Source organism: Bacillus silvicola (genome assembly GCF_050524305.1).
In the GTDB taxonomy this organism is placed as follows: Bacteria; Bacillota; Bacilli; order Bacillales; family Bacillaceae_G; genus Bacillus_A; species Bacillus_A cereus_AT.
Genome location: NZ_JBNGVC010000001.1, coordinates 706,229 through 730,066, shown reverse-complemented (window position 1 = coordinate 730,066; position 23,838 = coordinate 706,229). Strand labels below are relative to the sequence as shown.

Here is a 23,838-nt window from a genome sequence, read left to right as displayed (position 1 = left end):
CTATAAACAGGCTCTTAGTAGCGTCGCTTCTCGTACTACCTCCATCAGTAGAAACGTCAGCAACGTTTATTTTTGCTCAATTTGAACAAGGGGAAGTATCTATAGGAATGGCGATGGCCGTTGTTTCTGTTGGACTTACAACAATATGCTTATTACTTCTGCAACATATGGAGCAAAAACGAAAAGGGGTAGCATGATGAGGATGGAAGTATGGGGAGGAGCAGGAGAATACGGCCGCTCTTGTTATTTTATAAAAAATAAGGAGACAAAAATATTATTTGATTGTGGTATTAATCGATCATATGTGGATAGTTATCCAAAAATAGAGAGAGAAATTGTTCCATTTTTAGATGCGGTATTTTTATCACATATTCATGAAGATCATACGATGGGTTTACCTTTATTAGCGAAGTATGGATATAAGAAAAAAATTTGGACGACTCGTTATACGAAGGAGCAACTTCCAACTTATTATGGGAAATGGAGAGACTACAATCTGACACAAGGGCGGAATTTACCGTATAACGATCAAAATATTAAAGATTTAAATTATGTATGTATTGATGAGATGAGTAATCCAAATGAATGGATACAGGTTACTCCTACATTGCGGTTTCAATGGGGGTATAGTGGGCATGTATTAGGAGCTGTTTGGTTTTTAGTAGATATGTGTGATACGTACGTATTTTATTCTGGTGATTATTCAGCAGAGTCTAATATACTACGAGCTAATTTACCTGAGAAATTGTATCGCGATATAAAAATTGCAATCGTAGATGCTGCTTATCACACTGATGATGTTTCGCAAAATGAACGGATAGACGAACTATGTGCGGAAATTGAACGAGTTGCACAAAATAAAGGGATAGCATTACTACCATTGCCCCCACTAGGTAGGGCGCAAGATATCGTATTGTATTTATATGAAAGATATAAAGAACTTCCAATTATAGTAGATAAAGAAATATTGGTTGGATTTGAAGAGATGTTCATATACAAAGGTTGGATAAAAAATAATGAAGAACTTGAGTGGATTATGGAAAGTTTAAAAGAAAACATAATAGTTATGGATAATGACATTTGTATGCAAAATAGTTGCGGAATAGTTGTAATGAGTGATGCGAATATGCAAACGAAACGAGCGCAGTTATATTATGAACAACTTCGGCAGGAAGAACGAAATTCTATTATCTTTACGGGACATACTGCTAAAGGGAGTTTTGCAGAAAAGGTTATGAAAGAGCAGGTAGGTATAGGATGTAGAGTGGGACGAGTTCCGTATAAGGTTCATCAAAGTATAAGTGATGTTAAGGCGATGTTAAATAAATTATTACCAGAACATACGGTGCTAGTACACGCCTTGAAAGAGGATACGGATCGATTACAGAAAAAGCTTAGCATAGCAGGATATAAAAATGTATATTCACTTACAATGGAATGTGTAGAATTGACTTAACATGTATAGGAAAAAAGGAATCCGTAGACATATGGATTCCTTTTTCTAATATATGAGTATTAAGCTAAATCAGCTGATACGAATATATCAGTATTTTGAAGGTTTTTAGAGCGTAAACTATAAGCAACTACCTTCTTTTTATATTGCTTTACAACGTCGACATGTTCTTCATGACTATAAATATAAAAGATAAAATCTTTTTTGCCACGTTTTGCATTGATAATTAAAGGAGTGCCCTCATTGTGTGGTGGTGCATAATAGCGGTCTAAAAATAAACCTTCGTTAAAATCATGAATAATTTTGGATTTCTTTTCGCCTTCTAAGTTATTTCCATTGATTGTAACAGTCACATTCTCTTCTTCAAGTTGTGGATGTGTTTCGTACTTGCTAATAATGGATTCAATAACAGAGTTAGGAAGGCTAGAAACGATAATTTTAAATGCCCCAAATACAACTAACATTACAATAAACCAAGTTGTCATAGTATTTCATCCCCTTTATCCCACAGTAACGGTCCGTAAAAGCCTGGTTGGTGCGGGCTAATAATCAGTGTGGGATAGATACCCCTTACTGACTAAAATTTCACTTTATCCTATTTAACAATATAACTCATATGGTAATAGTACATATGGTGAAGTTTTGTATAATTTGTGAAAAATATGCCATTTTTATGAACGAAATATTAGAAAAATCAATTTTGTTACAAAAAGTTGAAATCGAAGTATTTTAAAAGAAAAAGGTTTATAATAAAAATATAACTAATAACAACATTACTAATTATAAGGAAGTGTAACTATGAGTACTGTAGCAATCGTGTATGGTATTATTCTTTCTACAATTATCGTTTTATTTTTCGTTGGGGTTTCACGTTATATTCATAAATGGAAAGAATGCGTTGCGAAATTAAATCACATTGAAGAAGAATTAAGTGATTTAATGTTACATCATGGTAAGTAAACGTTTATTTTTTAACGAAACAATGTGAAGGATATCACAAAACATGCTCTCATCATGAAGGCATGTTTTTTTGTTATGTGAATGATTAGGCACATACATGTTTTTCATACGATACAGTGTAAGTGCAGAAAAATTAGGAGGACCAATTAAGGAGTCAGTTGTAATTGATCCTCCTAATTCAAATCGACTAAATAGCGTTAAAGAAAGTCACGACTCAAATATAATCGTTACGTTAAACGAACAAATAACATCATGTGAAATAGAGTAACTCTTTCTATTTTAGGAAGAGTTACTCTGTTTTGTTTAATTTTGTAATTCAATTCGCTATAATTATTATATAGAAGGGAATTTCTAGAGGGGGCATATTGTGAACATATTAAAGATTATAGGAATTGTTGCAGGAGTCATTATAGTAGCCGTTATAGCTTTCTTTGTTATTATGAAGTACTATTTGTCAAAAGAAGATCCTGATTATGTATTAAAGTACATAAAAGAACATAAAGATGATAAAACATGTTCATTACTAATTAGAAAAAATGGGGAAGTATTAACATCTATAAATGAAAATGTAAAATTGCCATTAGCGAGTACGGCAAAGATCGTAATAGCTGTTGAATTTGCTAAACAAGTGTCAGAAGGAAAAATAAGTCGAGATGAACAAATTTCATTGCATGAGCTAGAAAAATATTACGTTAAAAACACTGATGGCGGAGCGCATCCAGACTGGTTAGAAGATGCCAAAGCGAGAGAATTAGTGAAAAATGGACAGATCGCTTTAGAAGAAGTCGCTAAAGGGATGATTCATTATAGTTCTAATGCAAATACAACATATTTGTTAGATAAGCTTGGAATAGAAAGAGTAAATGAAAGTATAAAAGAGTTAGAGCTTACTAGTCATGACAAGTTCTCTTCGTATACTGCTTCACTATATATGAGAGGGTATGTAGAAAAAGAGCTTCATGAGCCAGAAAATCAATCGTTAGAAATGATACGTAACATGTCAAAGGATGAATATAATAAACATGTGTTACAAATTCATGAATGGATGAAAGATGAAGAAGAATGGAAAAAACGGGATATCCCATTAAAGGTAGATATGGAATTTCAGCGGATTTGGTCAGATCGATTAGTGGGTGCAAACGCTAAAGATTATATGAGTATAATGGACAAGATAAATAGTAGAAATTATTTTCCAAAATCAATGCAAGAAGAAATCGAGAATATTTTCAAAGGAACAGTTAATAATAGTAAGTTAGAATTTGCTGGGCAAAAAGGTGGCTCTACCGCATTCGTATTGACAAAAAGTCTGTATACTACAGATAAGAAGGGGAATAAGGTAGAAGTTGTAATTATGTTTAACGATATAGAAGATCAAGTTGCATACCAAAAATTGAGAAATAATATAGATTATTTTATACAAGACGCTGTAACAAATGAAGAGTTTAGAAGGAAATTATAATGAAATAATTTTATTATGTAAACAAGGGCGCTTTTTAGAAAGTGTCCTTTTCTTTTTATGATACAGGATTTCTTATTTACCTCATTGAATATAAATTGAAAATAAGAAAGGAAGTTGAAAAATGACGACAATATATTTCGTTCGCCATGCCCACTCTACATATACAAAAGAAGAACGGGAACGGCCTTTATCTGATAAAGGGTATTGTGATGCAGAGAATGTAACACGTTTATTAAAAGATAAACATATTGATATTGTAATCTCTAGCCCGTACAAAAGGGCGATTCAAACCGTGCAAGGGATAGCGAATACATATAATTTATCAATACAACTGGAAGAAGATTTAAGAGAGAGGTTATTAAGTAAAGAGCCAGTAACAGATTTTAACGATGCTATTCAGAAAGTGTGGGAAGACTGGACTTTTTCATACGAAGGCGGGGAATCAAGTAATATAGCGCAAAGGCGTGCTGTAATATGTATGCAAAGTATATTAAGAAAATATAAAGGTAAGAATATTGTAATAGGTACTCATGGGAATATTATGGTATTACTAATGAATTATTTTGATTTGAAATATGATTTTCAGTTTTGGAAAACACTTCATATGCCTGATGTGTATAAATTAACTTTTGATAATAATCGTTTCATTTCTGCTGAAAGAATGGAGAAAACAGGTCATCGGATAAAGTGAAACTTTAATCAGTGGGGAGGTTCATCCCCCACTGATTATTAGTTGAACCAATCGGGCTTTTACGGGCAGTTGATCTCCCACCTAACTTCCTCGTATTCGCCGAAGTTTGAGGTGAGAGTCTTACTGTCCGTTAATGCGGGATAAACATTTTGTAAAAGTTTATCAAAAAAAGAGGAAAGAGAGAAAGTATTGTAGAAGTATGACTTTGTAACATAAAAAATATTGGTTAAAGGAGGCTGTTTACATGTTTGAGAAAGAGAAAGAAGGGCTTATTGAAGTTCACAACGTATATGAAATCGCACCAGCAGATGGAGCAATTATAGGTATGGCAACGGAAGAAGAAATGGAGATTGCTGCTGAACTAGAGTTACAGTACTATGCCCATTCTCGTTTATTAGAAGCAAATATTCAGTTAGACGGTTCCTCCTATAAAGAGTTACTTCAGGAGTTCCAGGAGTACGAAAGAAAATCAATGAATTTTTGGAGAGCAATACATAAACGTTTAGCTGTGCCATGGGCATGGGTACTACGTATTGATGTTGCGAATGGTCCTATATATGTAAGCAATGGGAGTTCGTATTATGAAGAAGTTGATGATGACGAAGAAGATTATGAATAGATAAGTAAGGAAGCAGCTTTAGTTGCTTCCTTTTTTTATTTACAATGAGTGAATGGCTTCAATGATAGTATCTGGGCGATCATTTTCTATACCGTGACCAGCATCTTCAGCCAAAATGTACTGGCTGTTTATTGAGAGATTTAATTGTTCACGAATAAGTTCTTGCCACATATCTTCAAGTTGTGTAGCTTCTTCTTTTGGCATACCGCCCTCAATCAATTGTGCAATAGAATATTGAGGATCTCTACCGATAACGATTAATGGTATTTCTAATGTTTTATTTTGTTTTTTTATTGAGCGAGCACAATTTTTCCACTCGGACAGTTCAGAAGCTATCGCTTTATATAATGAAGGAGATGTAGAAAATTTGATATGCTGTTTTGTTGTATTGACGAGCATAGATTTTAGTTCATTATAAAGTGCTTCTGCATCCATGTTGGAGTAGGTATGATATTTTTGTAGCCACATATCATCAGAATCAGTTTGATCAGAAACCGGTAAATGCAGTTCATCTAATCGGTGTAAGTTCATGGAAGTAGAATCAACTAAAAGAAGTGCTTGCAGCCTATCTTCATGTAACATTGCAAAATGTTGTGCGCATAAACCTCCATAGGAATGACCGATTAAAATGATTGGCTCATAAATATCTAGTTTATGTAGTAACATATGTAGTTCTTTTACGACTTGCATTGTTGTACGTGGATTAGTTCCTAGCTCACTTTTTCCGTAACCTGGGCGATGATATGAAATGACTGTAAATTTTTGTGAAAGCTTTTCTATAATAGGAAGCCAATCATAAAATGAGCATCCCATTCCTGTTTGAATGACTACAGTTTGTTTACTGCTACCTTTCATATATACTTCTACAGTTTGTCCAAATATCTCTACTGATCTATTAATAGTAATTCCCCCTAAGCTTGAAATACTTTTTGGCAAGTAAAGACGATACACCAGGCACATATGCCGAAGAGTATAGATGTACTAAGTGAAAAGGAGTTCTTTAAACCGATATAAACAATAAATAATAGTAGTGCGGATGCGGGAAATCCATATAATACACCTAAAGCAAATTGACTCAATTCTTGTTTATTCCCGCCTTCGAAAGAAATCCAAAATAGGCTCAGTAAACTTACGAGAGGAAGGGCAGCAATAAAGCCGCCTATCGTACTATAATGTTTAGCGACTTCAGTAATAACGCCGATAATAAGTGCCGAAACGATTACTTTAACGAGGAAATGCATATTTTGCCTCCTGCGCTAATAACGAAAAAGCTTTTTCAATTAATTGTTGTTCTTCTTTCGATAACTGTGGTTCTAATATTTTTATCTTTTCTTTATCTAGTAAAGTATGCTTTTCTAATATTTCAATGCCTTCTTTCGTTAATGTAAGGTTCACAACTCTTTCATCTTGTTTGTTTCTTTCTTTAATGATAAATCCTTTTTGAATAAGGCGTTTTACATGTTCGGACGCTGTGTTATGAGATAAACCAAGTTCAGAAGCAATTTTTCCAATTGTTATATCTTTCTCACGAGAAACGATTTGTAAAATACGAATAGCTTGGTGGGAAAGGTTGTCTTCATATTCATATCGTAAGTGATAATAAATGCTCTCCCAGTATTGATTGATGTCTTTCATAATGATAAATCCCCCTATTTTTATATCGTATAGTAAGATATATTCGTGAATATAGAAATAAAATCCTTTTATTTGGATAAAAAATGTTGCAAAAGTTTATTTTTATTGAAATATAAGGTAATCTATGTGTAAAGGTATACATTTAGCAAGAGAGAGGATGATAGCTGTGAATACATTCAAATGGATGAGTCATGAACAGATGTATGTAGATGAAATACATGTTGAAAAATGTGGTCCTCTTTCAGTTGGCGTATATGGGGGAAATCAAGAGAGTGATGCATATGAACGAGGAGATGCAGTGCTTGCTTGGTGGGATCCTGAATTACAATTTGAATTTGTTATGATTTTTGATACACATCACAAAACGAAAAATATACATTATATAATAGAAGCGATTTCAGAAAGAAAAGAAAAACTAAAAGAGTTGTTTTCATATCCTATACATTTAGCTTTTCATCATACGCATATGTACTTGTTAGCGTTATTTACAGATAAGCTGTTTATTGAAAAATGTGATCAAGATGATGAGGAACTTGCATGCTTAATTTGTTTACGAAAAGGCGAATTTTTATATTGGCTATCAGTTGGTGATTGTTTCGCATATTTATTCCATTCTGAGAAAACGAAGAATGGAAAAGGGCGATTAAATAAACGGAAGAATTATGAATATATTGGTAGGAAAAATATTTTTGCAGCGAATACACCTTGCTTTACGTCAGGTGTAAGGGGATTAGAAAAAGGAATGAATCACATTGTAATGGCAACGGACGGTATTTTAGAGTGTGATAAACGAAGGTTTGATGATGATCAATCTTTAGTAGAAATATTGCACGACGGAAATAGCTTGCAGATTGAACCGGTATTAACAAATGTACTGCAGTGGAAAGGTAGAGATTGTGCCACAATTATTGGATGGTCCATTGACACTGAAAATAAACAATGCGCTAATTAATATAAAAGGAGTTCAAGGTTTTTATCCTTGAACTCCTTTTTGTTACGCGATATGGATGTGATACGTTTTTAACCATTCATTTACTTGAAGCATGTATTCCATAGCACTTCTTGCTTCAAAATTGTTAATTTCTTTATTACTTTGATCTGCAATGGCAAGTAATGTGGAATGATTAATAAGTGAGAAAATAGGATTGTTTTTATTACTGCACATGTCGAGTGATAAATTACGGATCGTTTGTAAATAATGTGGGTCTTGTGAAGTTGGATAAGCACTTTTTCTTCTATTGCGTACATCGTCAGGTAAAGCAGGTTTCAGTGCTCTACGTAAAATGCCTTTTTCAATATTATCAATGCTTTTTATGTTGAAAGGAACGTTCCATAAATATTCAACTAATCTATAATCGCAAAACGGTACACGAACTTCAAATCCTACAGCCATACTCATGCGGTCTTTACGGTCGAGTAAGAACGGAAGGAATCGGGTTAAAAATAAATAAAACATTTGACGTTGTTTCGCTGCTTTTTTATTTTCACCTTCAAGAGTAGGGACTTCAAGAACAGCTTCATGGAATCTTTTATTAATATAATGCTCAGGATTACATTGAGTTGTTACGTCGCTTAATAATAGAGAAGATGTGTTTTTCCAGTTTGTTAACCACGGAAACTTATCTACATATAATAGTTCTTCTTGATGAAACCAAGGATATCCCCCGAATACTTCATCGGCCGACTCCCCAGATAAAGCCACGGTTGCATCTTTTTTCATTTCGCAAAATAGTAAATATAGTGAAGTTTCCATTTCACCGGCACTCGGTAAATCTTTTGCACGAAGGGGAACGAATAAGTGATTTGCTAATTCTTCAGCATTCACAATAATATCATGATGCGATGTCCCTACATGTTCAGAAACACGTTTTACCCAAGGAGCGTCTAAGCCAGTGCGAGCAAATGTCAGCTCGAAATCTTTTGCGCTATTTACAAAGTCAACGGAATACGTATGAAGTGTTTTATTTTCCACTGCAAATTCTTTCCCCGCTAATGCAGTAATACCGCTAGAATCTAATCCTCCAGATAACATGCAAACGAGAGGAACATCGGCAATTAATTGTCTTTTTACTGTATCTTGTAAAATAGATAAAATATGCGATGATGTATCTTCTATTGAATCTGTATGGACCTTACTTTCTAAATTCCAATACTTCGTAACTACTTTTTTATCACGTGTAAACGTTATAGAATGTCCAGCACGCACTTCTTGAATATGTTTAAAGACGCCACATCCTGGAGTTCGAAATAAGCCTAATCCAAATATTTCATTTATGCCGTCCGCATCAATTTCAGCAGGAACAGATGGATGAGCTAATAATGCTTTTATTTCAGATCCGAAAATAATACTGTCATTTCTTTCTGTATAAAAGAGTGGCTTTACGCCTAAATGATCACGTGCTAAAAACAGTTGTTGCTTCTGATCATCCCATAAGGCGAAAGCGAAAATTCCGTTTAAATGTTGTACGCAGTCTTCTTTCCATTCTAAATAAGCATGTAGTAATACTTCTGTATCTGAATGCGTTTCAAATGCATGACCACATTTTCGAAGCTGTTCTCTCAGCTCACGAAAATTATAAATTTCTCCATTATAAGTAAGAGCATACGTATAATCACCAGCACGAAATGTCTTCGGCTGCGTCCCGCCTTCTGGGTCAATAACAATTAAACGTCGGTGTGCAAAGGCCGCACGAGGAGAAAACCAAAATCCTTCAGCATCAGGACCACGATGCTGAATACTATTTGCCATCTTTTCTAAAATAACATGTTGATTTGAAAGATCCTTTTTCCAATCTACCCAACCTGTAATTCCACACATACATATCTCATCTCCTAATTTAAAATTATAAAAGTAGATTAATTAAATGAAATGTACACCAGGTTAAAGAGTGTCTGCATAAATAGTGTACTACACTAATTGAATTACAGACTTGAGAAAATTTTCTTCAAGCTTATATTTATATGAGACAATGGCTAAGGAAAAGTATCCCATTACATACAAAAAATAAAAAAAGATGAGAGAAAAAAATTTCCAAAACGTTATATAGGGTGTAAAAGCTTTTACAAAAAAATAAGGGGAATCGCTACATGAAATCAAATGAGAAAAATTTTATAAAAAGATTACAGCGGCAAAAAGAAGATGCGCTAGAATTTGTTGTCGATACATACTTACCGCTCATAAAGGGGATAACGCACAAAGTACTTCTTCCAGTTCAAAATGATGGATTGATAGAGGAATGTGTAAATGATATATTTCTTTCCATTTGGAATAACGCAAATAAGTTTCATGGAGAGCCGAGTGATTTTAAAAAATGGATTGCAGCGATTGCAAAGTTTAAGGCAATTGATTATTACCGGAAAGCGACTAAAAAAGTAGAAATCATTTCAGATGAGTTTCATATAACTACGGAAAAATCGGCAGAAGACGAATTAATCGTTATGGAAGATAGGGAAGAATTATTGAAGCTTATTAATCAATTAGAACCGTTAGATCAAAAAGTGTTCATTATGAAATATCTACTCGGTATGAAGACAGAAGAAATCGGAGAGAAATTAGGATTAACCAGGGCGGCAATAGATAATCGTGTGTACCGGGGGAAAAAGAAACTACAACAAAATGCTACGAATATTAGTTTTGGAGGTAGTGCAATATGAAAGACATTTATGAACTATTAAATGATATTGATATAGATGAAAAAGAACTTGAGGAAATTGAGGCTTCTGAAATTGAAAAAGAAAAAGTGAAGCGTAATTTAAAACAATCGATACGTACGAAGAAAAAGATGAAAAGTTGGAAGAAGGGTGTTGCTGCTGCATCTATTTTAGTAGGATTATCAGTTGCAACACTCGGTATCGGATTTCCTACATATGCTGGAGGATTGCCAATTGTAGGTGACATATTCCGATTTTTAGATGATGGTAGAACAGGGTTATATGAAAATTATAAAGAGTTTTCGACTGAGTTGAATATGACGAGGGAGAGTAATGGGGTTAAGGTTACAATTAATGATGTAATTTCTGAGGGCAGAACAGTATCTATAACGTATTCACTGGAAAGTGAGCAAGACTTAGGGGATGATCCTATCATATTAGGCGGATTGGATATAATGGACGCTCATGGGAGTTCAGGAAGTGGAAAAATGACTAAAGTTACTGAAAAAAAGTATGTAGGTATGGTAACAACGACGCACCATGATAGTAATAAAAAGGACAAAGTAAACTTTAGATGGAATATAGAGAGAATAGAGATGCCAGATAAGAAAAAATCAATACAAGGAAATTGGAATTTCGTGTTAACTGTAAAATCAGTGGATAGTAAAGAGAGAACAATTGGTGGAAGTTCGGAAAAAGAAGGTATAAAAGCAAATATGGAAAAGGTCGCAATGTCGCCGGTTTCATTTATTCTTTATTACAATCAAGAAGTTTCTAAGGGGGCGAGGAAAGAATGGGATAGTGTAGATGTTGAATTGACGGTTAAGGATGATTTAGGGAATGATTATTCGGGTGAAGGAAATGGGGGAAGTGGCAAAGATCCTTACAATATTCGATGGAGTGCTACATTCCAAAAGTTAAACGAAAATGCCACAAAGCTTATCATTACACCTCACGTGCACTTGCAAGTTCATACACCTGAAAATCATGGTGGGGTGGAGTATGTTAATGGGAAAGAGAAAAAAATTGAAGTGCCGAAAAAAGAAGCGAAGAGTAAAGATATAGTGTTAGATGATATTGTGATTGACTTAAAGAAATAAAAAGTGAGACTGCCTGAAATAACTAGGCAGTCTCTTTTCGTTAAGAACTAGTAACGAGTAACGCATGGGGATGCTGTGTTTTATATTCCTCTTTCCATGGAATGGTTAATTGTTCCCATGTTTCTCCGCTATCAACGGATTGAAACACGCCATCATTATTTAATGTGTAAAACGTATGAGGCTCAAAGGGATTTGTAGCAAGCATCGAAATGACTGTACCGATTGCAGAAGGTAGACCTTGTTGTACTTGCTGGAACGGAGTATCTTTCGTTTTTCGATATATATAAGATTCATAAGGAATACGGTGATGAGCGAGATCAGCACTCGGTGCGGCAGAAACGAGAAGTGTATTGCAATCAGCCGGATCGATAGCCATGCTGTATAAATAATGATGCTCTAGTCCTTCGCTACATGAAACCCAGCTGTTTCCACTGTTATAACTTTCGAGATATGCACGGTCAGGTCCGCCCATAAATCCGTCACCACATGATGCATAAAGGCGATCGGGGGCTTCAGGGTGCATCAGTAATTGATGAGCATCGATAGGAGCACCGAATTTTTTATCAATCCAAGTATGCCCCCTATCATTACTTTGAATAACAGCACCAGCTTCGATTGAAACGTGGATTGTATTTGGATTGTTTGGATCAACTGTAATCCAGCGTACGTGATGGGTAAAAGGTCTAGGCGGGAAAGCCCACGTATAGGAAGATAATAATGATTTCATATTTTTAAGTTCAAACCACGTTTCACCGCCATTTTCAGAACGGAATAAAGCACTAGGTTCTGTACCTACATAAACGACGCCATATCCGTTAACTTGTTCATTCGGGCTTATTGTAATGGAAGTGATCGAAGAATGTAAAATACCATCTTCTTTCGGAAAATCAAAGTAACGATAAGAGTCCCCAATTGGCCTCCAAGAATCCCCGCCATCATCGCTTAACCATAAACCTCGTCCGAATGTTCCGCAATATACACGATTCTTTTGAAATGGATCAACTGTAATACAAGTAGGTTGCATATCTTGTAAGTGATATGTGGTTTCATAGTTACCATTTTGTTTTTTCACTACAACAAGTTCACGCTCCATACAGAGGAATAGTCGTTTCAATTCAATAACCTCCTTCAAATTTCTTTCATTAGTAAACAATATGAAGCTGAAAAAGAAGTAGTCTTATTTTTTGTTGAGAAAAAGGACTTGTTTGAAAAGTAGCGAAGTGTGTATACAGAGGAAGCGGGATAAAGTGAAACTTTAATCGGTGGGGGTATTGTTCTTCCCCACTGATTATTAGCCTTCACCAATCGGGCGTTTACGGGCAGCAGGGCTCCCACCTAACTTCTTTGTTCTAACAGAATTTTGAAGTGGGAGTCTTACTGCCCGTTAATTCGGGATAAAGATGGGGAGTTTGTTTCATACTAACATACAGATATTGCACTTAGAGGAGTATAAGTATGGGACATTCACATGATCACGGTCATTCAAAAAATAAAAAAGCGTTATTAATTGCCTTCCTATTAACGACAAGCTTTATGATTGCTGAAGTTATTGGCGGATTTGTAACAAATAGTTTAGCGCTATTATCTGACGCGGGACATATGTTAAGTGATGCAGTATCCTTAGCGTTAAGTTTACTTGCGTTCAAGCTTGGAGAAAAAACAGCAACAACGGCAAAAACATACGGGTATAAGCGAGTCGAAATGTTAGCGGCATTATGTAACGGTGTCGTTCTTATTGTTATTTCAGTATACATCTTTATTGAAGCAATTCGCCGTTTTAAAGAACCAGTTGAGATTGCTAGTAATGGGATGCTTATTATTGCAGTACTTGGTCTACTTATTAATATTTTATCAGCCTGGATATTAATGAGAGGCGGAGATGTGAAGGGGAATTTGAATTTAAGAAGTGCTTTCTTACACGTATTAGGCGATCTATTAGGATCGGTCGGAGCGATTATTGCTGCGCTATTTATTAAATTTTTCGGATGGACTGCTGCAGATGCGATTGCTAGTATTCTTGTGTCTATTTTAGTCATTATTAGTGGATGGCGTGTAACACGTGATACGGTTCATATATTAATGGAAGGTGCACCACAACACATAAATGTTGAAGAGGTAAAAAGTACTTTATTAAATATTACGATTGTAAAAGAAGTTCATGATTTGCGCATATGGTCTGTTACATCGGATTTTCAAGTATTAACTTGCCACTTGATTATTAAAGGTAGTGAAACGCAAAGTGTATTAAAAGAGGCTACGGATGTATTAAAAGAGAAGTTTCATGTAGAACATGTCACCATTCAAGTAGAAATTGATGGTGAATTTAATCATAGTGAGACAACTTGCAAAGTATGAAAGAAAAAGGATAAGAAAAAGTGTCATAACATTTTTCGCACGACATACATATATATAATGTGGCCACAAATACTTTGTAAGGTAAATATTTCATGAAATTACTTTACTTATAAAGAGTCATCTTTTATAATCAAAAGTGGTAATTGATAAAGATTATCATTTTCAATGATCGTAGAAAGGAGTTTTTTAAAAGATGAGTAGTCAACTCCGTTTTGCTGTTGAAAATCGTAAGAGGCATTTAATTGATGAGTTAATTGGAGCAGGTGTGTTTAAGATTCGTGACCGACAATTATACGAGCTGTCTTTAGAGGAACTGGAAAAAGAGTACGAAGACATGGAAGATTATGCAGATATTCAGGCATAGCTATATAGATTAATAAAAGATGAGCTGGTTACGTTTTTGTGTAACCAGCTCTATTATTATTTCATAGAAATCATTTTTTGTATTTCTTTCATTGGACGGAGCCAGTTTTGAGACATCATTTGTTCCATTTGTTTTTCATCTTGCTTTTGTAGGGCTTGAATTATGGAGTGATGTTCTGCAATAGACTGACTCGCAGGAACAAAGTTTTGGAAAAATAAATATTCAAGGCGTAAAACGTGCAGCTGCATATTTTCTAGAAAAGGTTCAATATATCGATTTTTAGCAATAAAGGTGATGGTATTGTGAAATTGAATATCTAGATCTAAAGCTTGTTTTGAATCTTTTTCATTGATAGATTTTTGAAAAGCATCATTTATCCCGGAAAGTAGTGTAATATCAGCGTCAGTAATTTTTTGTAGTGCTTGTTTTCCTATAAGTGAGTGAAGACCAGCCATCGTCTCATAAATGATAGATACATCTTCAAATTTAATAGGAGTAATTTTCGTTTTTTGACCGGGAATCATTTCGACTAACCCAGAAAGCTCTAATATTTGCAAAGCTTCTCTAACAGGTGTTCTGCTAACCCCTAGTGCTTCCGCCAATTCCCCATCATTTATTTTTTCATCAGGTTGCAGTACACCTTCAATAATCCAATCTTGTAGTTGATTTAAAACGATTGATTTTGCTGAAACTCTTCCTGGTTTTTTATAATTTTGAGGGACAGGCATAGTGAATTCAATCCTTTCACTGTATATTTTTCTTTTTCGCATTCACAAGCTTTAATTTCGGTTTCCCTTCATCCGGTTTTGGGCTTAATATGAGCACCATTACAATGACACAAAAAGCCCCTAATAGCTGAAAAGATTGAAACGGTACGTGCAATATAAGTACAGAAGAAATAATAGCTGCGAGTGGTTCAGTACAACCGAATAATGTCGTTTCTTTCGGAGTAAGGTATCGTATGCTGTCTAAGTATAAATAAAATGCAATGAGTGTCCCGAAAATGACGACAAATGTGATGAGCGGTAGGGTACTTAGTTTTACATATTTCATAGTCGATAATAAAATGAATTCGTTTGTAGAAATAAAGTGTAGAATCGTTACACCAATACCCCCAATAATCATGCCCCATCCAACGATAACGGATGAAGACCATCTTTCTAACAATTCCTTTGAATATAAGCTATAAAATGCGAGAGATAATCCAGATAAAATGCCCCAAACGATAGCTGGTGTAGAAACAGCCAAATTATGAACAGACCCGTTTGTTAGTAATAGAAAAGTCCCTACTAATGAAAGTGTAATTGAAATAAAATCAATTTTTGATGGACGAACGCTCCATTTGAAAAGTAAGTATACAGTAATAAATATAGGAGCTAAATATTGCAATAATGTTGCAACGGCGGCATTTCCTTCTTTAATAGAAGCAAAATACGTGTACTGTACAGCAAGCATACCGAATAGGCCAAACAAAATCATTTTATTAGCATCAGATTTTTGTTTCCAGATGCCGAATATCTCTTTTCTACTCGTTCCGAATGATGAAATAATGAGCAAGATGACTCCGGATATAAGCAGACGAATGGTAACTAACCATTCAGCAGAAACGTTTTCGGATTGAAAAAGTTGTTGTGCTGCTGTTCCTGACAACCCCCATAAACAAGCGCCGATTATGACCATTATAATTCCTTTTAATCGATTTGGATCCATAAGGTATATAGTCCTCCTCCCCAAAGTATATATTGGATACAATATGCAATATATCACAGAATGGGGGAGTATAAATTGAAATTTCTGATTTTCTTAAGTGGAAATTGTATGAGGTGTAGTTAGGTCTACAATACAAGGAAGTACGTTAAATAAAGCAAGGTAAAATTATAAAATTAAATCATAATCAAGAGGATAAAAAAATAAAGATAAGAGTAATTTGATTTGCTAAAAATATATGTAGAAGGAGATATGTGATGAGCTGGGTTACCCATAAACCAACATTTGAATTTGATAATTATAGTCATTTTATTCGGGCGAATACGGCGTGGGTTGGGCATTTAGATTTCGCATATGATTTAGTAAGGTTTGAAAAGCCAGAAGTATTAGTTGAGTTAGGTACACATTTAGGGGCTTCCTTTTTCAGTTTTTGTCAAGGGGCAAAAGATGAAGGATTAGATACAAAATGTTTTGCTGTAGATACTTGGACAGGAGATGAGCATACAGGTCCATATGGGGAAGGTGTTTTTCAAATAGTAAGTAAAGTAGTAAATATGAGTTATCCTAATATAGGTAATTTAATTCGCTCTACTTTTGACGAGGCTGTGGATCGATTTCAAGATGGAATGATAAATTTGTTGCATATTGATGGCTATCATACGTACGAAGCAGTTTCTCATGATTATAAAACATGGTTACCGAAACTTGCGGATAACGGTATTGTTTTATTTCATGATATTGAAGTTAAAACTCGAGACTTCGGCGTGTATAAATTTTGGGAAGAAGTTAAAGCGAAGCACCCTCATTTTCAGTTTGAGCATTCATATGGACTCGGAGTGTTATTTCCGAAAGGTTGTAGCGATAAGTTTGCTGAAATACTTAAAAATAAAGACGAAATACAAAATATGTATAAATAAAAGTGGAGCATGCATCATTTTAATGATGTGTGCTTTTTTTGTGGAGAAAAATGGTAGTCCTTGAAAGGTGAGGATAATAGTAAAAAATCTTATTGTGGCAAATATTAAAAAAGTTATTCTTGAATTGTTCTATCTAAATAAAAATGTAACATTTTTTATATTTTCCATTGCGAAAAGTAACATCTACTTTTACAATAGAAAAGGTGTCCAATATATTATACTGGAAAAATAAATCGAAATAATATGAAAATTTTGTTTTGTCTTCGCTAATTGTATATTACATACATGTAAGACAACATACGTCATGTTATCGACTTGTAAGGAGAGAAAAAAATGAAAAGTGTAAGATTACCATCGATGCTAGAAATCATAGTTCTTTTATTACTATTTCTTGCTGTTGTCTTTTCCTTCCAAACGATTTTTGATCTCCCAATTCAATTAGCGCTATTTATTTCATGGTTTTTAGTAATTGCGCTTGGATTAAGATTAGGATTTCGTTATCAAGAATTGCAAGATGCAATTACGAAAGGGATTTCTAACGGATTAGAAGCAATACTGATTTTAGTTGCAGTAGGTGCTTTAATTGGAACTTGGATTGCTGGTGGCGTTGTACCAACATTAATCTATTATGGATTAGAGTTTATTCACCCTAGCATATTCTTATTAGCAACATTAATTATTTGTTCGATAACTTCTATCGCGACAGGAACATCATGGGGAACAGTAGGAACAGCAGGTATTGCTATGATGGCGATTGGTGAAGGACTTGGCTTACCACTTCCACTTGTTGCTGGTGCAGTTCTTTCAGGAGCTTATTTCGGCGACAAATTATCACCACTTTCTGATAGTACAGTTCTTGCAGCTTCTATGGCGAAAGTAGATGTTATTGCTCACGTTCGAGCTATGCTCGTATTAGATGTTCCGGCTTACATTATTACTAGCATTATGTTTACTGTAGCTGGTTGGATGTATGGCGGCGATAATGTAGATTTGAATCGAGTAGAGTTTTTAAAAGAAGCTTTATTAAAGGAATTTGATATTAAAATATGGATGCTTGTTCCGGCGGTCATTGTTATCGCACTATTAGCGATGAAGAAACCTTCTATGCCAACAATTGCAATGGGAGCTTTAATTGGTGCAATTTGGGCAACTCTTTTCCAAGGAATGAACTTAGGAGAGGCGATTGGAACAGCGTATAACGGATTCTCAATTCAATCTGGTGTCGAGTTTGTCGATAAGTTATTAAACCGTGGTGGAATTAACGGTATGCTTGGTTCAGTAGCCGTTATTATTTTCGGGTTAGGTTTTGGTGGACTACTTGAAAAGCTAGGTGTTTTAAAAGTAATCGTATCAAAATTTGAGAAGAAATTAAATTCTGCAGGTAATGTAACATTGTCTACATTAATCGTGGCATTCTTAGCTAATATATTTGGTTGTGCTATGTATGTTTCACTTATTTTAACACCGAAAATTATGGAAGATAGCTATGATAAATTAAAAATAGACCGCCGTGTATTAGCGCGTAACTCAGAAGTAGGTGGAACGTTAACATCTGGTATGGTTCCGTGGTCGGATAATGGTATTTTTATGGCTGGTATTTTAGGTGTAGCAACGTTCTCATACGTTCCGTTTATGTGGTTAAGCTTTGTTTCATTAATTTTGGCAGTTATTTACGGATATACAGGCAAATTCATTTGGTATGTAGATGACGCTGAAAAAGGAAAGCAAGCATCATAAAAAAATACCTTCTGCGATGGCGGAAGGTATTTTTTTTTATATATAAGAGTGAGAATTCTTATCATTTGGATGGAAGTCTGTTAAAATGAAAAATGTAGGTATTTTATTTTCAAGGGGATGAAAAAATGGAGTACAGAATTGAAAGAGATACATTAGGAGAAATAAAAGTTCCAGCTGATAAATTATGGGCAGCACAAACACAGCGTAGTAAGGAAAACTTTCCGATTGGAACAGAGCATATGCCGCTTGAAATTGTAAAAGCATTTGCGATTCTAAAGAAGAGTGCAGCGATTAGCAATCAGAAATTAGGAAAGTTATCAGAAGAAAAAGCACAAGCAATTGTGGAAGCTGCTGATGAAGTTATCGCAGAAAAATGGAATGAACATTTTCCGCTTGTCGTGTGGCAAACAGGTAGTGGTACACAATCGAATATGAATGTAAATGAAGTAATTGCAAACCGCGGTAATCAAATTTTGAAAGAAAAGGGATCTGAGGTACATATTCATCCGAATGATGATGTGAACATGTCTCAAAGTTCAAATGATACGTTCCCAACAGCACTTCATGTAGCGTGTGTAATTGCGGTAGAAAATCATGTATTGCCAGCTATTACGAAATTAAAAGAAACATTAGCAGAAAAAGTAACTGCATTTGAACATATTATTAAAATCGGTCGTACGCATTTACAAGATGCAACACCTTTAACGTTAGGACAAGAAATTAGCGGATGGCACCGTATGCTTGAAAAAACAGAGCGTATGATTGCAGATAGCAATACATATATGAAAGAATTAGCAATTGGTGGTACTGCGGTTGGAACTGGAATTAATGCCCACCCTAAATTTGGTGAGATGGTAGCAGAAGAAATTAGTCTGTTTACAGGTAAACAATTTGTTTCTGCACCAAATAAATTCCATGCGTTAACGAGCCATGATGAAGTTGTATTTACACACGGAGCATTAAAAGCATTAGCTGCTGATTTAATGAAGATTGCTAACGATGTGCGTTGGCTTGCAAGTGGTCCACGTAGTGGTCTTGGGGAAATTATTATTCCTGCAAATGAACCAGGAAGCTCTATTATGCCAGGGAAAGTAAATCCAACGCAAAGCGAAGCGCTAACAATGGTTGTAGCACAAGTTATGGGGAATGATGCAACAATCGGATTTGCTGCGAGCCAAGGGAATTTTGAGTTAAACGTATTTAAACCTGTTATTGCCTATAACTTCTTACAATCAGCTCACTTATTAGCGGATGCAATTGTTTCATTTAATGATAATTGTGCAGTTGGTATTGAAGCAGATGAAGAAGTAATTAATGAAAATGTGAATCGTTCATTAATGCTTGTAACAGCATTAAACCCGCATATTGGATATGAAAACGCAGCGAAAATTGCGAAGCATGCTCATAAAGATGGGTTAACTTTAAAAGAGGCAGCGCTGCAATCTGGATTACTAACAGAAGAGCAATTTGATGAAATTGTAGATCCGAAAAAAATGATTGCTCCGAAAGAGTAATAGAGGAAGCCAAGGTTCTTAGTATAGAATCTTGGCTTTTTTGATATTCACCTTTAATTTCTTTTTATGTCTCCTTCACTTGTACTACTGCAAGCTCCAAAAGATATTATTTGTTAGCAGACGTATTCATTACTTTCATATGTGGGCAGTTCTCTTTTAAGAGTGAAATGAATTTTTCTTCTTCTTGTGGTACGAAAGTTGTCACTGAGTCAAATAAATTATAATCAATTTCTAATTGCTGCCTAGTCCATTTTTCTGAACGGAGTGTTTTGCCAGAGTATTTAATGTGACGAATATCTTCAAATGGAATTTCAGTACGTAATATGAAACCGTGTTTTACAATAAGAGAAGATTCCGTTATGTTGTAGTGAGAGAAATAGAATGAAGAGAGATTCACGATATTTAACAGCATCATGAGAGTGAAAAAAATAGAATTCTCATTTTGCAAGAATAGTGAAATGAAAAAAATAATTATAAATAATGTAATGAAAATGACGTGAAATGGATTTTTTTTCGCTTTAAATTTCAAGTTAGTCACCTCGGTATACGTGTTCTTTAAATAAATTAAATCACAACATCGTAATAAAACGTGAGAATATGCAGAATTGCATATTCTTTCGGTTTATTATTCGTGTAAAATTTTTTGATAGGATAAATTTAAATGAAGTTTTTAGTAGTGGAGTGGCATAAAGTGACTAACAAGAATAGAAATGTAGTGCTAGTCATAATTAGTTGTATGATGATTATGAGTGGCTGCTCAAATAGATTCGTTGAGGATGGAAAGCGAAAACATGTATTTGTACAAGCGAGTAAAGTTTTAGTGGAAGTTGTTTATAAAATACATAAAAGGTAAAAAGGTGTTTCTATATGTGGAAACACCTTTTTTGTAGTTAAAATTGAATGCTGAAGTTTTGGAATGAGTGAATGCCGGTTCCATGTTGAACGAGGTTGTTATCACTTAAATATTGAATAGCATATTTTACTTCTTTCAATTTCACATCCTATAGTAATTAATTTATATAAATACATTCGCTTTTCGTTGTTTTAAATACTTTTTAAGATTTATTAATAGATGTTTTAATTAAAGTTTATAAAATAGGTAAACGAAACATTGAAATGTTTGTTTTTTATATGTTAAGATGATGTAGTGATAATAAACGTTATTGTAATTTGTTTGTTTTTAAATAAACCTTTTAAAGGAGTGTTTAGTGTGAGTGATATTTCAGAGAAGTTTTGGGATGCGTCAATAGATGAATTGAAGAAAGGATATGTATTCGATGAGGTAGCAGAGGAGTATATTTGTTTAGCTTGCGGAGAAACGTTTATTAAAGGGGTTATTTATCAAGAAAATCAAGTTTTGTATGAAGCAGAGAAGTATATACAGTTGCATATTCAAAATGAGCATACGTCTATGTTTGAATATTTATTAAATCTTGATAAGAAGTTAACGGGCTTAACGGATTTGCAAAAGAAAATGGTTCAGTTTTTTTATATGGGACTGAATGATAAAGAGATTGTGAAAGAGATGGATGGGGGAAGCACATCGACGATTCGCAATCATCGATTTACATTGCGAGAGAAAATGAAGCAAGCGAAGGTATTTTTAGCGTTAATGGAATTGTCAGAAGAAAAATCAAAAACTCCAACTAAATTTGTACCGATTCATAGAACAGCTACGATGGTGGATGATCGATACAATATTACAGAAGAAGAAAATACTGAAGTTTTAACAGCGCATTTTACAGAAGGTTTGGATGGGCCGCTTTCTAAATTTCCGAAAAAGCAAAAGCGTAAATTAATTATATTACGTCATTTAGTGAAGAAATTCGATAGTAATAAAAAGTATACTGAAAAAGAAGTAAACGCAGTTTTAGAAAATGTATATCCGGATTTTGTAACTTTAAGAAGATATTTAATCGAGTATGGTTTTTTAGATAGAACAGCCGATGGAAGCCAATATTGGGTGAAATTATAAGAATGAAGCAAAGCAAAGAAAGTGAATAGAAGCACATCATAAAAACAACTATACAAAGAGATAGGGATTGAAATATGTAGCACATTATAAAGACAAAAAAATGTATGTTGAAAGTATGATGAGCTTGAAGCATGAGAGGTCTCAAAAAGAAAGGGAATGGGCATTTCAATATCGAAAGTAGAATTGAAAAAAATGCAACAGTACGGAGCACACGGGTGTAACCGTGCAAACTTTTAATAAAAGGAGAAATGAAATTTGAAACCACCTACAGATAACAATAAAGAAGGTGTAGAGTCACAGAAGTCAGAAACGGAACATAAACCGATATGGAAATCGATGTCCATGTTTTTAGTACCGTTACTTTTAAGTAATGTATTACAATCAGTTGGACAGTTATTTGGAATGGTAGTAGTAGGAAGATGGCTTGGCGTAAATGATCTAGCAGCTATATCGGCATTCTTCCCGTTATTTTTCCTACTCGTTTCATTTGTAATTGGAATTGGTTCTGGTAGTTCAATTTTAATTGGTCAGGCATTTGGTGCTAAAAATGAAGAACGTTTAAAAGCTATCGTTGGTACGACGCTTACGTTTACTTTTATTATCGGAGTCGTGTTGGCGATAATAGGTAGTATTTTTGCGATGGATATTATGCGCCTTATGGGAACGCCAGAAAACATTATTGGAATGAGTGTGCATTACGCAAGAATTTTATTTATATCTATGCCAGTATTATTTTTATATTTTGCATACACAACATTTATGAGAGGTACAGGAGATTCTAAAACGCCATTTTACTTTTTAATCGTAAGTACAGTGCTAAATATGATCTTATTACCAATTCTTATTTTTGGTTGGTTAGGAGCTCCGAAATTAGATGTTTACGGAGCAGCCTATGCTTCAGTTATATCTACAGTTATTACGTTTATTGTCATGCTAGTGTATTTAAAGAAGAAAAACCATCCACTACAATTAGATGGGACAGTAAGAAAATATCTTCGCATGGACTGGGAGTTATTAAAGTTATTGTTACGCCTCGGTATTCCAGCGAGTATTAATATGATATTAGTTTCATTATCAGAAATCGCGGTAATCGCATTTGTAAATCGGTACGGTTCAGATGCAACAGCGGCGTATGGCGTTGTGAACCAAGTTGCAAGTTATGTACAAATGCCAGCGGTTAGCCTTGGTATTACAGTATCAATTTTTGCAGCACAATCAATTGGTGCGAACCAATTTGATCGATTGCAGAAAGTTGTTAGGGCTGGAATTATTATGAATTACATCATTGGCGGTGTATTGATATCTCTTATTTACTTGTTCTCAAGAGATATTCTAGCGCTATTTTTAACAAGTCAAAATACAATTGAAATTGCTCATAGCCTAATCATGATTACATTATGGAGTTACTTAATTTTCGGTCATGCACAAATTATTAGTGCGACAATGCGAGCAAGTGGTACAGTACTATGGCCAACTGTAATCAGTGTTGTATCAATTTGGCTTGTTGAAGTACCTGTGGCGTATTATCTTTCTTACCATACGAGCCTTGGTATAGAAGGGATATGGATTGGGTATCCAGCTGCATTCATCGTCAGCTTAATATTACAGTATGCGTATTATAAGCTTTCATGGCAGAAGAAACGAATTACACGATTAGTGAGTTAAAAGGTGAAAATGTGAAAATGTCCCTAGGTCATTATA

At 34.5% G+C, this 23,838-nt stretch carries 26 protein-coding genes and 3 pseudogenes; 19 read left to right on the top strand and 10 right to left on the bottom strand.

The window, feature by feature from the left end:
• Positions 1-8: 8 nt before the first annotated feature.
• Positions 9-197: pseudogene (locus tag ACP6L7_RS03735) on the top strand (iron ABC transporter permease); the annotation flags it as partial.
• Entirely contained in the window at positions 194-1,456 is a 1,263-nt protein-coding gene (locus ACP6L7_RS03730; protein ID WP_141533351.1) for an MBL fold metallo-hydrolase, read from the top strand. The pseudogene ACP6L7_RS03735 and the gene ACP6L7_RS03730, both read left to right, overlap by 4 nt.
• A gap of 59 nt (positions 1,457-1,515) precedes the next feature.
• On the opposite strand, the gene ACP6L7_RS03725 is transcribed toward ACP6L7_RS03730, so the two are convergent.
• Complete coding sequence (locus ACP6L7_RS03725) at positions 1,516-1,938, bottom strand: YfmQ family protein (RefSeq protein WP_097831597.1); 423 nt, start codon at positions 1,936-1,938, stop codon at positions 1,516-1,518.
• A gap of 131 nt (positions 1,939-2,069) precedes the next feature.
• On the opposite strand from ACP6L7_RS03725, the gene ACP6L7_RS03720 reads away from it, so the two are divergent.
• From ACP6L7_RS03720 to ACP6L7_RS03695, 6 genes and pseudogenes are all read left to right on the top strand, one after another.
• Positions 2,070-2,186 carry a hypothetical protein gene (locus ACP6L7_RS03720; protein WP_002018064.1) on the top strand — a complete coding sequence of 39 codons (117 nt, stop codon included), beginning with the start codon at positions 2,070-2,072 and terminating at the stop codon, positions 2,184-2,186.
• A 65-nt stretch (positions 2,187-2,251) separates the two neighbouring features.
• Positions 2,252-2,413 carry a hypothetical protein gene (locus tag ACP6L7_RS03715; RefSeq protein WP_016088490.1) on the top strand — a complete coding sequence of 54 codons (162 nt, stop codon included), beginning with the start codon at positions 2,252-2,254 and terminating at the stop codon, positions 2,411-2,413.
• A gap of 109 nt (positions 2,414-2,522) precedes the next feature.
• Positions 2,523-2,681 (top strand): annotated as a pseudogene (locus ACP6L7_RS03710) (cupin domain-containing protein); the annotation flags it as partial.
• Between the two features lie 99 nt (positions 2,682-2,780).
• Positions 2,781-3,872: a serine hydrolase gene (locus ACP6L7_RS03705; protein WP_098361695.1), complete on the top strand. Its 1,092-nt coding sequence runs from the start codon at positions 2,781-2,783 to the stop codon at positions 3,870-3,872.
• A gap of 121 nt (positions 3,873-3,993) precedes the next feature.
• Positions 3,994-4,563 carry a histidine phosphatase family protein gene (locus ACP6L7_RS03700; RefSeq protein WP_097831595.1) on the top strand — a complete coding sequence of 190 codons (570 nt, stop codon included), beginning with the start codon at positions 3,994-3,996 and terminating at the stop codon, positions 4,561-4,563.
• 244 nt (positions 4,564-4,807) lie between these two features.
• Positions 4,808-5,182 (top strand): hypothetical protein, encoded by a 375-nt coding sequence (locus ACP6L7_RS03695; protein WP_000461761.1) that lies wholly within the window; start codon positions 4,808-4,810, stop codon positions 5,180-5,182.
• A gap of 39 nt (positions 5,183-5,221) precedes the next feature.
• Here the strand turns inward: ACP6L7_RS03695 and ACP6L7_RS03690 are convergent, their stop codons facing one another.
• From ACP6L7_RS03690 to ACP6L7_RS03680, 3 genes are read right to left on the bottom strand one after another with little or no spacing between them, the layout of a single operon-like run.
• The gene (locus ACP6L7_RS03690; RefSeq protein WP_141533458.1) at positions 5,222-6,142 is read right to left on the bottom strand and encodes an alpha/beta fold hydrolase; all 921 of its coding nucleotides are present in this window, start codon (positions 6,140-6,142) and stop codon (positions 5,222-5,224) included.
• Positions 6,094-6,423, bottom strand: coding sequence for a DUF3147 family protein (locus ACP6L7_RS03685; protein ID WP_097831594.1), 330 nt, complete (start codon positions 6,421-6,423; stop codon positions 6,094-6,096). Before ACP6L7_RS03685 ends, ACP6L7_RS03690 begins: the two co-directional genes overlap by 49 nt.
• Positions 6,407-6,817 (bottom strand): MarR family winged helix-turn-helix transcriptional regulator, encoded by a 411-nt coding sequence (locus ACP6L7_RS03680; RefSeq protein WP_097831593.1) that lies wholly within the window; start codon positions 6,815-6,817, stop codon positions 6,407-6,409. The genes ACP6L7_RS03685 and ACP6L7_RS03680 overlap by 17 nt, the downstream gene beginning before the upstream one ends.
• A 124-nt stretch (positions 6,818-6,941) precedes the next feature.
• On the opposite strand from ACP6L7_RS03680, the gene ACP6L7_RS03675 reads away from it, so the two are divergent.
• The gene (locus ACP6L7_RS03675) at positions 6,942-7,769 is read left to right on the top strand and encodes a PP2C family serine/threonine-protein phosphatase (protein ID WP_097831592.1); all 828 of its coding nucleotides are present in this window, start codon (positions 6,942-6,944) and stop codon (positions 7,767-7,769) included.
• 42 nt (positions 7,770-7,811) lie between these two features.
• Here ACP6L7_RS03675 and asnB read toward each other — a convergent pair whose 3' ends face one another.
• Positions 7,812-9,635, bottom strand: a complete 1,824-nt coding sequence (gene asnB, locus ACP6L7_RS03670; protein ID WP_097831591.1) for an asparagine synthase (glutamine-hydrolyzing) — start codon at positions 9,633-9,635, stop codon at positions 7,812-7,814.
• A 269-nt stretch (positions 9,636-9,904) separates the two neighbouring features.
• On the opposite strand from asnB, the gene ACP6L7_RS03665 reads away from it, so the two are divergent.
• On the top strand, positions 9,905-10,471 hold the full coding sequence (locus ACP6L7_RS03665) for a sigma-70 family RNA polymerase sigma factor (RefSeq protein ID WP_097831590.1): 567 nt from the start codon (positions 9,905-9,907) through the stop codon (positions 10,469-10,471).
• Positions 10,468-11,568: a DUF4179 domain-containing protein gene (locus ACP6L7_RS03660; protein ID WP_430528890.1), complete on the top strand. Its 1,101-nt coding sequence runs from the start codon at positions 10,468-10,470 to the stop codon at positions 11,566-11,568. The genes ACP6L7_RS03665 and ACP6L7_RS03660 overlap by 4 nt, the downstream gene beginning before the upstream one ends.
• A 40-nt stretch (positions 11,569-11,608) precedes the next feature.
• Here ACP6L7_RS03660 and ACP6L7_RS03655 read toward each other — a convergent pair whose 3' ends face one another.
• On the bottom strand, positions 11,609-12,682 hold the full coding sequence (locus ACP6L7_RS03655; protein WP_097831588.1) for a WD40/YVTN/BNR-like repeat-containing protein: 1,074 nt from the start codon (positions 12,680-12,682) through the stop codon (positions 11,609-11,611).
• Between the two features lie 341 nt (positions 12,683-13,023).
• Here ACP6L7_RS03655 and ACP6L7_RS03650 point away from each other — a divergent pair, with 341 nt between their 5' ends.
• Positions 13,024-13,923 (top strand): cation diffusion facilitator family transporter, encoded by a 900-nt coding sequence (locus ACP6L7_RS03650; RefSeq protein ID WP_097831587.1) that lies wholly within the window; start codon positions 13,024-13,026, stop codon positions 13,921-13,923.
• A 193-nt stretch (positions 13,924-14,116) separates the two neighbouring features.
• Positions 14,117-14,287, top strand: a complete 171-nt coding sequence (gene fbpA / locus ACP6L7_RS03645) for a Fur-regulated basic protein FbpA (protein WP_000098301.1) — start codon at positions 14,117-14,119, stop codon at positions 14,285-14,287.
• 56 nt (positions 14,288-14,343) lie between these two features.
• On the opposite strand, the gene ACP6L7_RS03640 is transcribed toward fbpA, so the two are convergent.
• Together ACP6L7_RS03640 and ACP6L7_RS03635 are read right to left on the bottom strand one after the other, a co-directional pair.
• The gene (locus ACP6L7_RS03640) at positions 14,344-15,015 is read right to left on the bottom strand and encodes a GntR family transcriptional regulator (protein WP_097831846.1); all 672 of its coding nucleotides are present in this window, start codon (positions 15,013-15,015) and stop codon (positions 14,344-14,346) included.
• Between the two features lie 16 nt (positions 15,016-15,031).
• Positions 15,032-15,997 carry a DMT family transporter gene (locus ACP6L7_RS03635; RefSeq protein ID WP_097831586.1) on the bottom strand — a complete coding sequence of 322 codons (966 nt, stop codon included), beginning with the start codon at positions 15,995-15,997 and terminating at the stop codon, positions 15,032-15,034.
• Positions 15,998-16,251: 254 nt separating this feature from the next.
• Between ACP6L7_RS03635 and ACP6L7_RS03630 the strand changes: the two genes are divergently transcribed.
• The 3 genes from ACP6L7_RS03630 (at position 16,252) to fumC (ending at position 20,162) form a co-directional block, all read left to right on the top strand.
• Complete coding sequence (locus ACP6L7_RS03630; RefSeq protein ID WP_097831585.1) at positions 16,252-16,911, top strand: class I SAM-dependent methyltransferase; 660 nt, start codon at positions 16,252-16,254, stop codon at positions 16,909-16,911.
• Positions 16,912-17,244: 333 nt separating this feature from the next.
• On the top strand, positions 17,245-18,648 hold the full coding sequence (nhaC, locus tag ACP6L7_RS03625) for a Na+/H+ antiporter NhaC (protein ID WP_097831584.1): 1,404 nt from the start codon (positions 17,245-17,247) through the stop codon (positions 18,646-18,648).
• 125 nt (positions 18,649-18,773) lie between these two features.
• A complete protein-coding gene (gene fumC, locus ACP6L7_RS03620; protein WP_097831583.1) occupies positions 18,774-20,162 on the top strand; it encodes a class II fumarate hydratase in 1,389 nt (462 codons plus the stop codon).
• Positions 20,163-20,268: 106 nt separating this feature from the next.
• Here fumC and ACP6L7_RS03615 read toward each other — a convergent pair whose 3' ends face one another.
• On the bottom strand, positions 20,269-20,691 hold the full coding sequence (locus ACP6L7_RS03615) for a PH domain-containing protein (protein WP_097831582.1): 423 nt from the start codon (positions 20,689-20,691) through the stop codon (positions 20,269-20,271).
• Between the two features lie 132 nt (positions 20,692-20,823).
• Here ACP6L7_RS03615 and ACP6L7_RS03610 point away from each other — a divergent pair, with 132 nt between their 5' ends.
• Entirely contained in the window at positions 20,824-21,015 is a 192-nt protein-coding gene (locus tag ACP6L7_RS03610; RefSeq protein ID WP_097831581.1) for a hypothetical protein, read from the top strand.
• 37 nt (positions 21,016-21,052) lie between these two features.
• Here ACP6L7_RS03610 and ACP6L7_RS03605 read toward each other — a convergent pair.
• Positions 21,053-21,154, bottom strand: a pseudogene (locus ACP6L7_RS03605) (MBL fold metallo-hydrolase); the annotation flags it as partial.
• A 218-nt stretch (positions 21,155-21,372) separates the two neighbouring features.
• Here ACP6L7_RS03605 and ACP6L7_RS03600 point away from each other — a divergent pair.
• Both ACP6L7_RS03600 and ACP6L7_RS03595 read left to right on the top strand, forming a co-directional pair.
• Complete coding sequence (locus ACP6L7_RS03600) at positions 21,373-22,137, top strand: DUF2087 domain-containing protein (protein WP_097831580.1); 765 nt, start codon at positions 21,373-21,375, stop codon at positions 22,135-22,137.
• A 255-nt stretch (positions 22,138-22,392) separates the two neighbouring features.
• Positions 22,393-23,802, top strand: a complete 1,410-nt coding sequence (locus tag ACP6L7_RS03595; protein WP_097831579.1) for an MATE family efflux transporter — start codon at positions 22,393-22,395, stop codon at positions 23,800-23,802.
• Positions 23,803-23,838 lie beyond the last annotated feature (36 nt).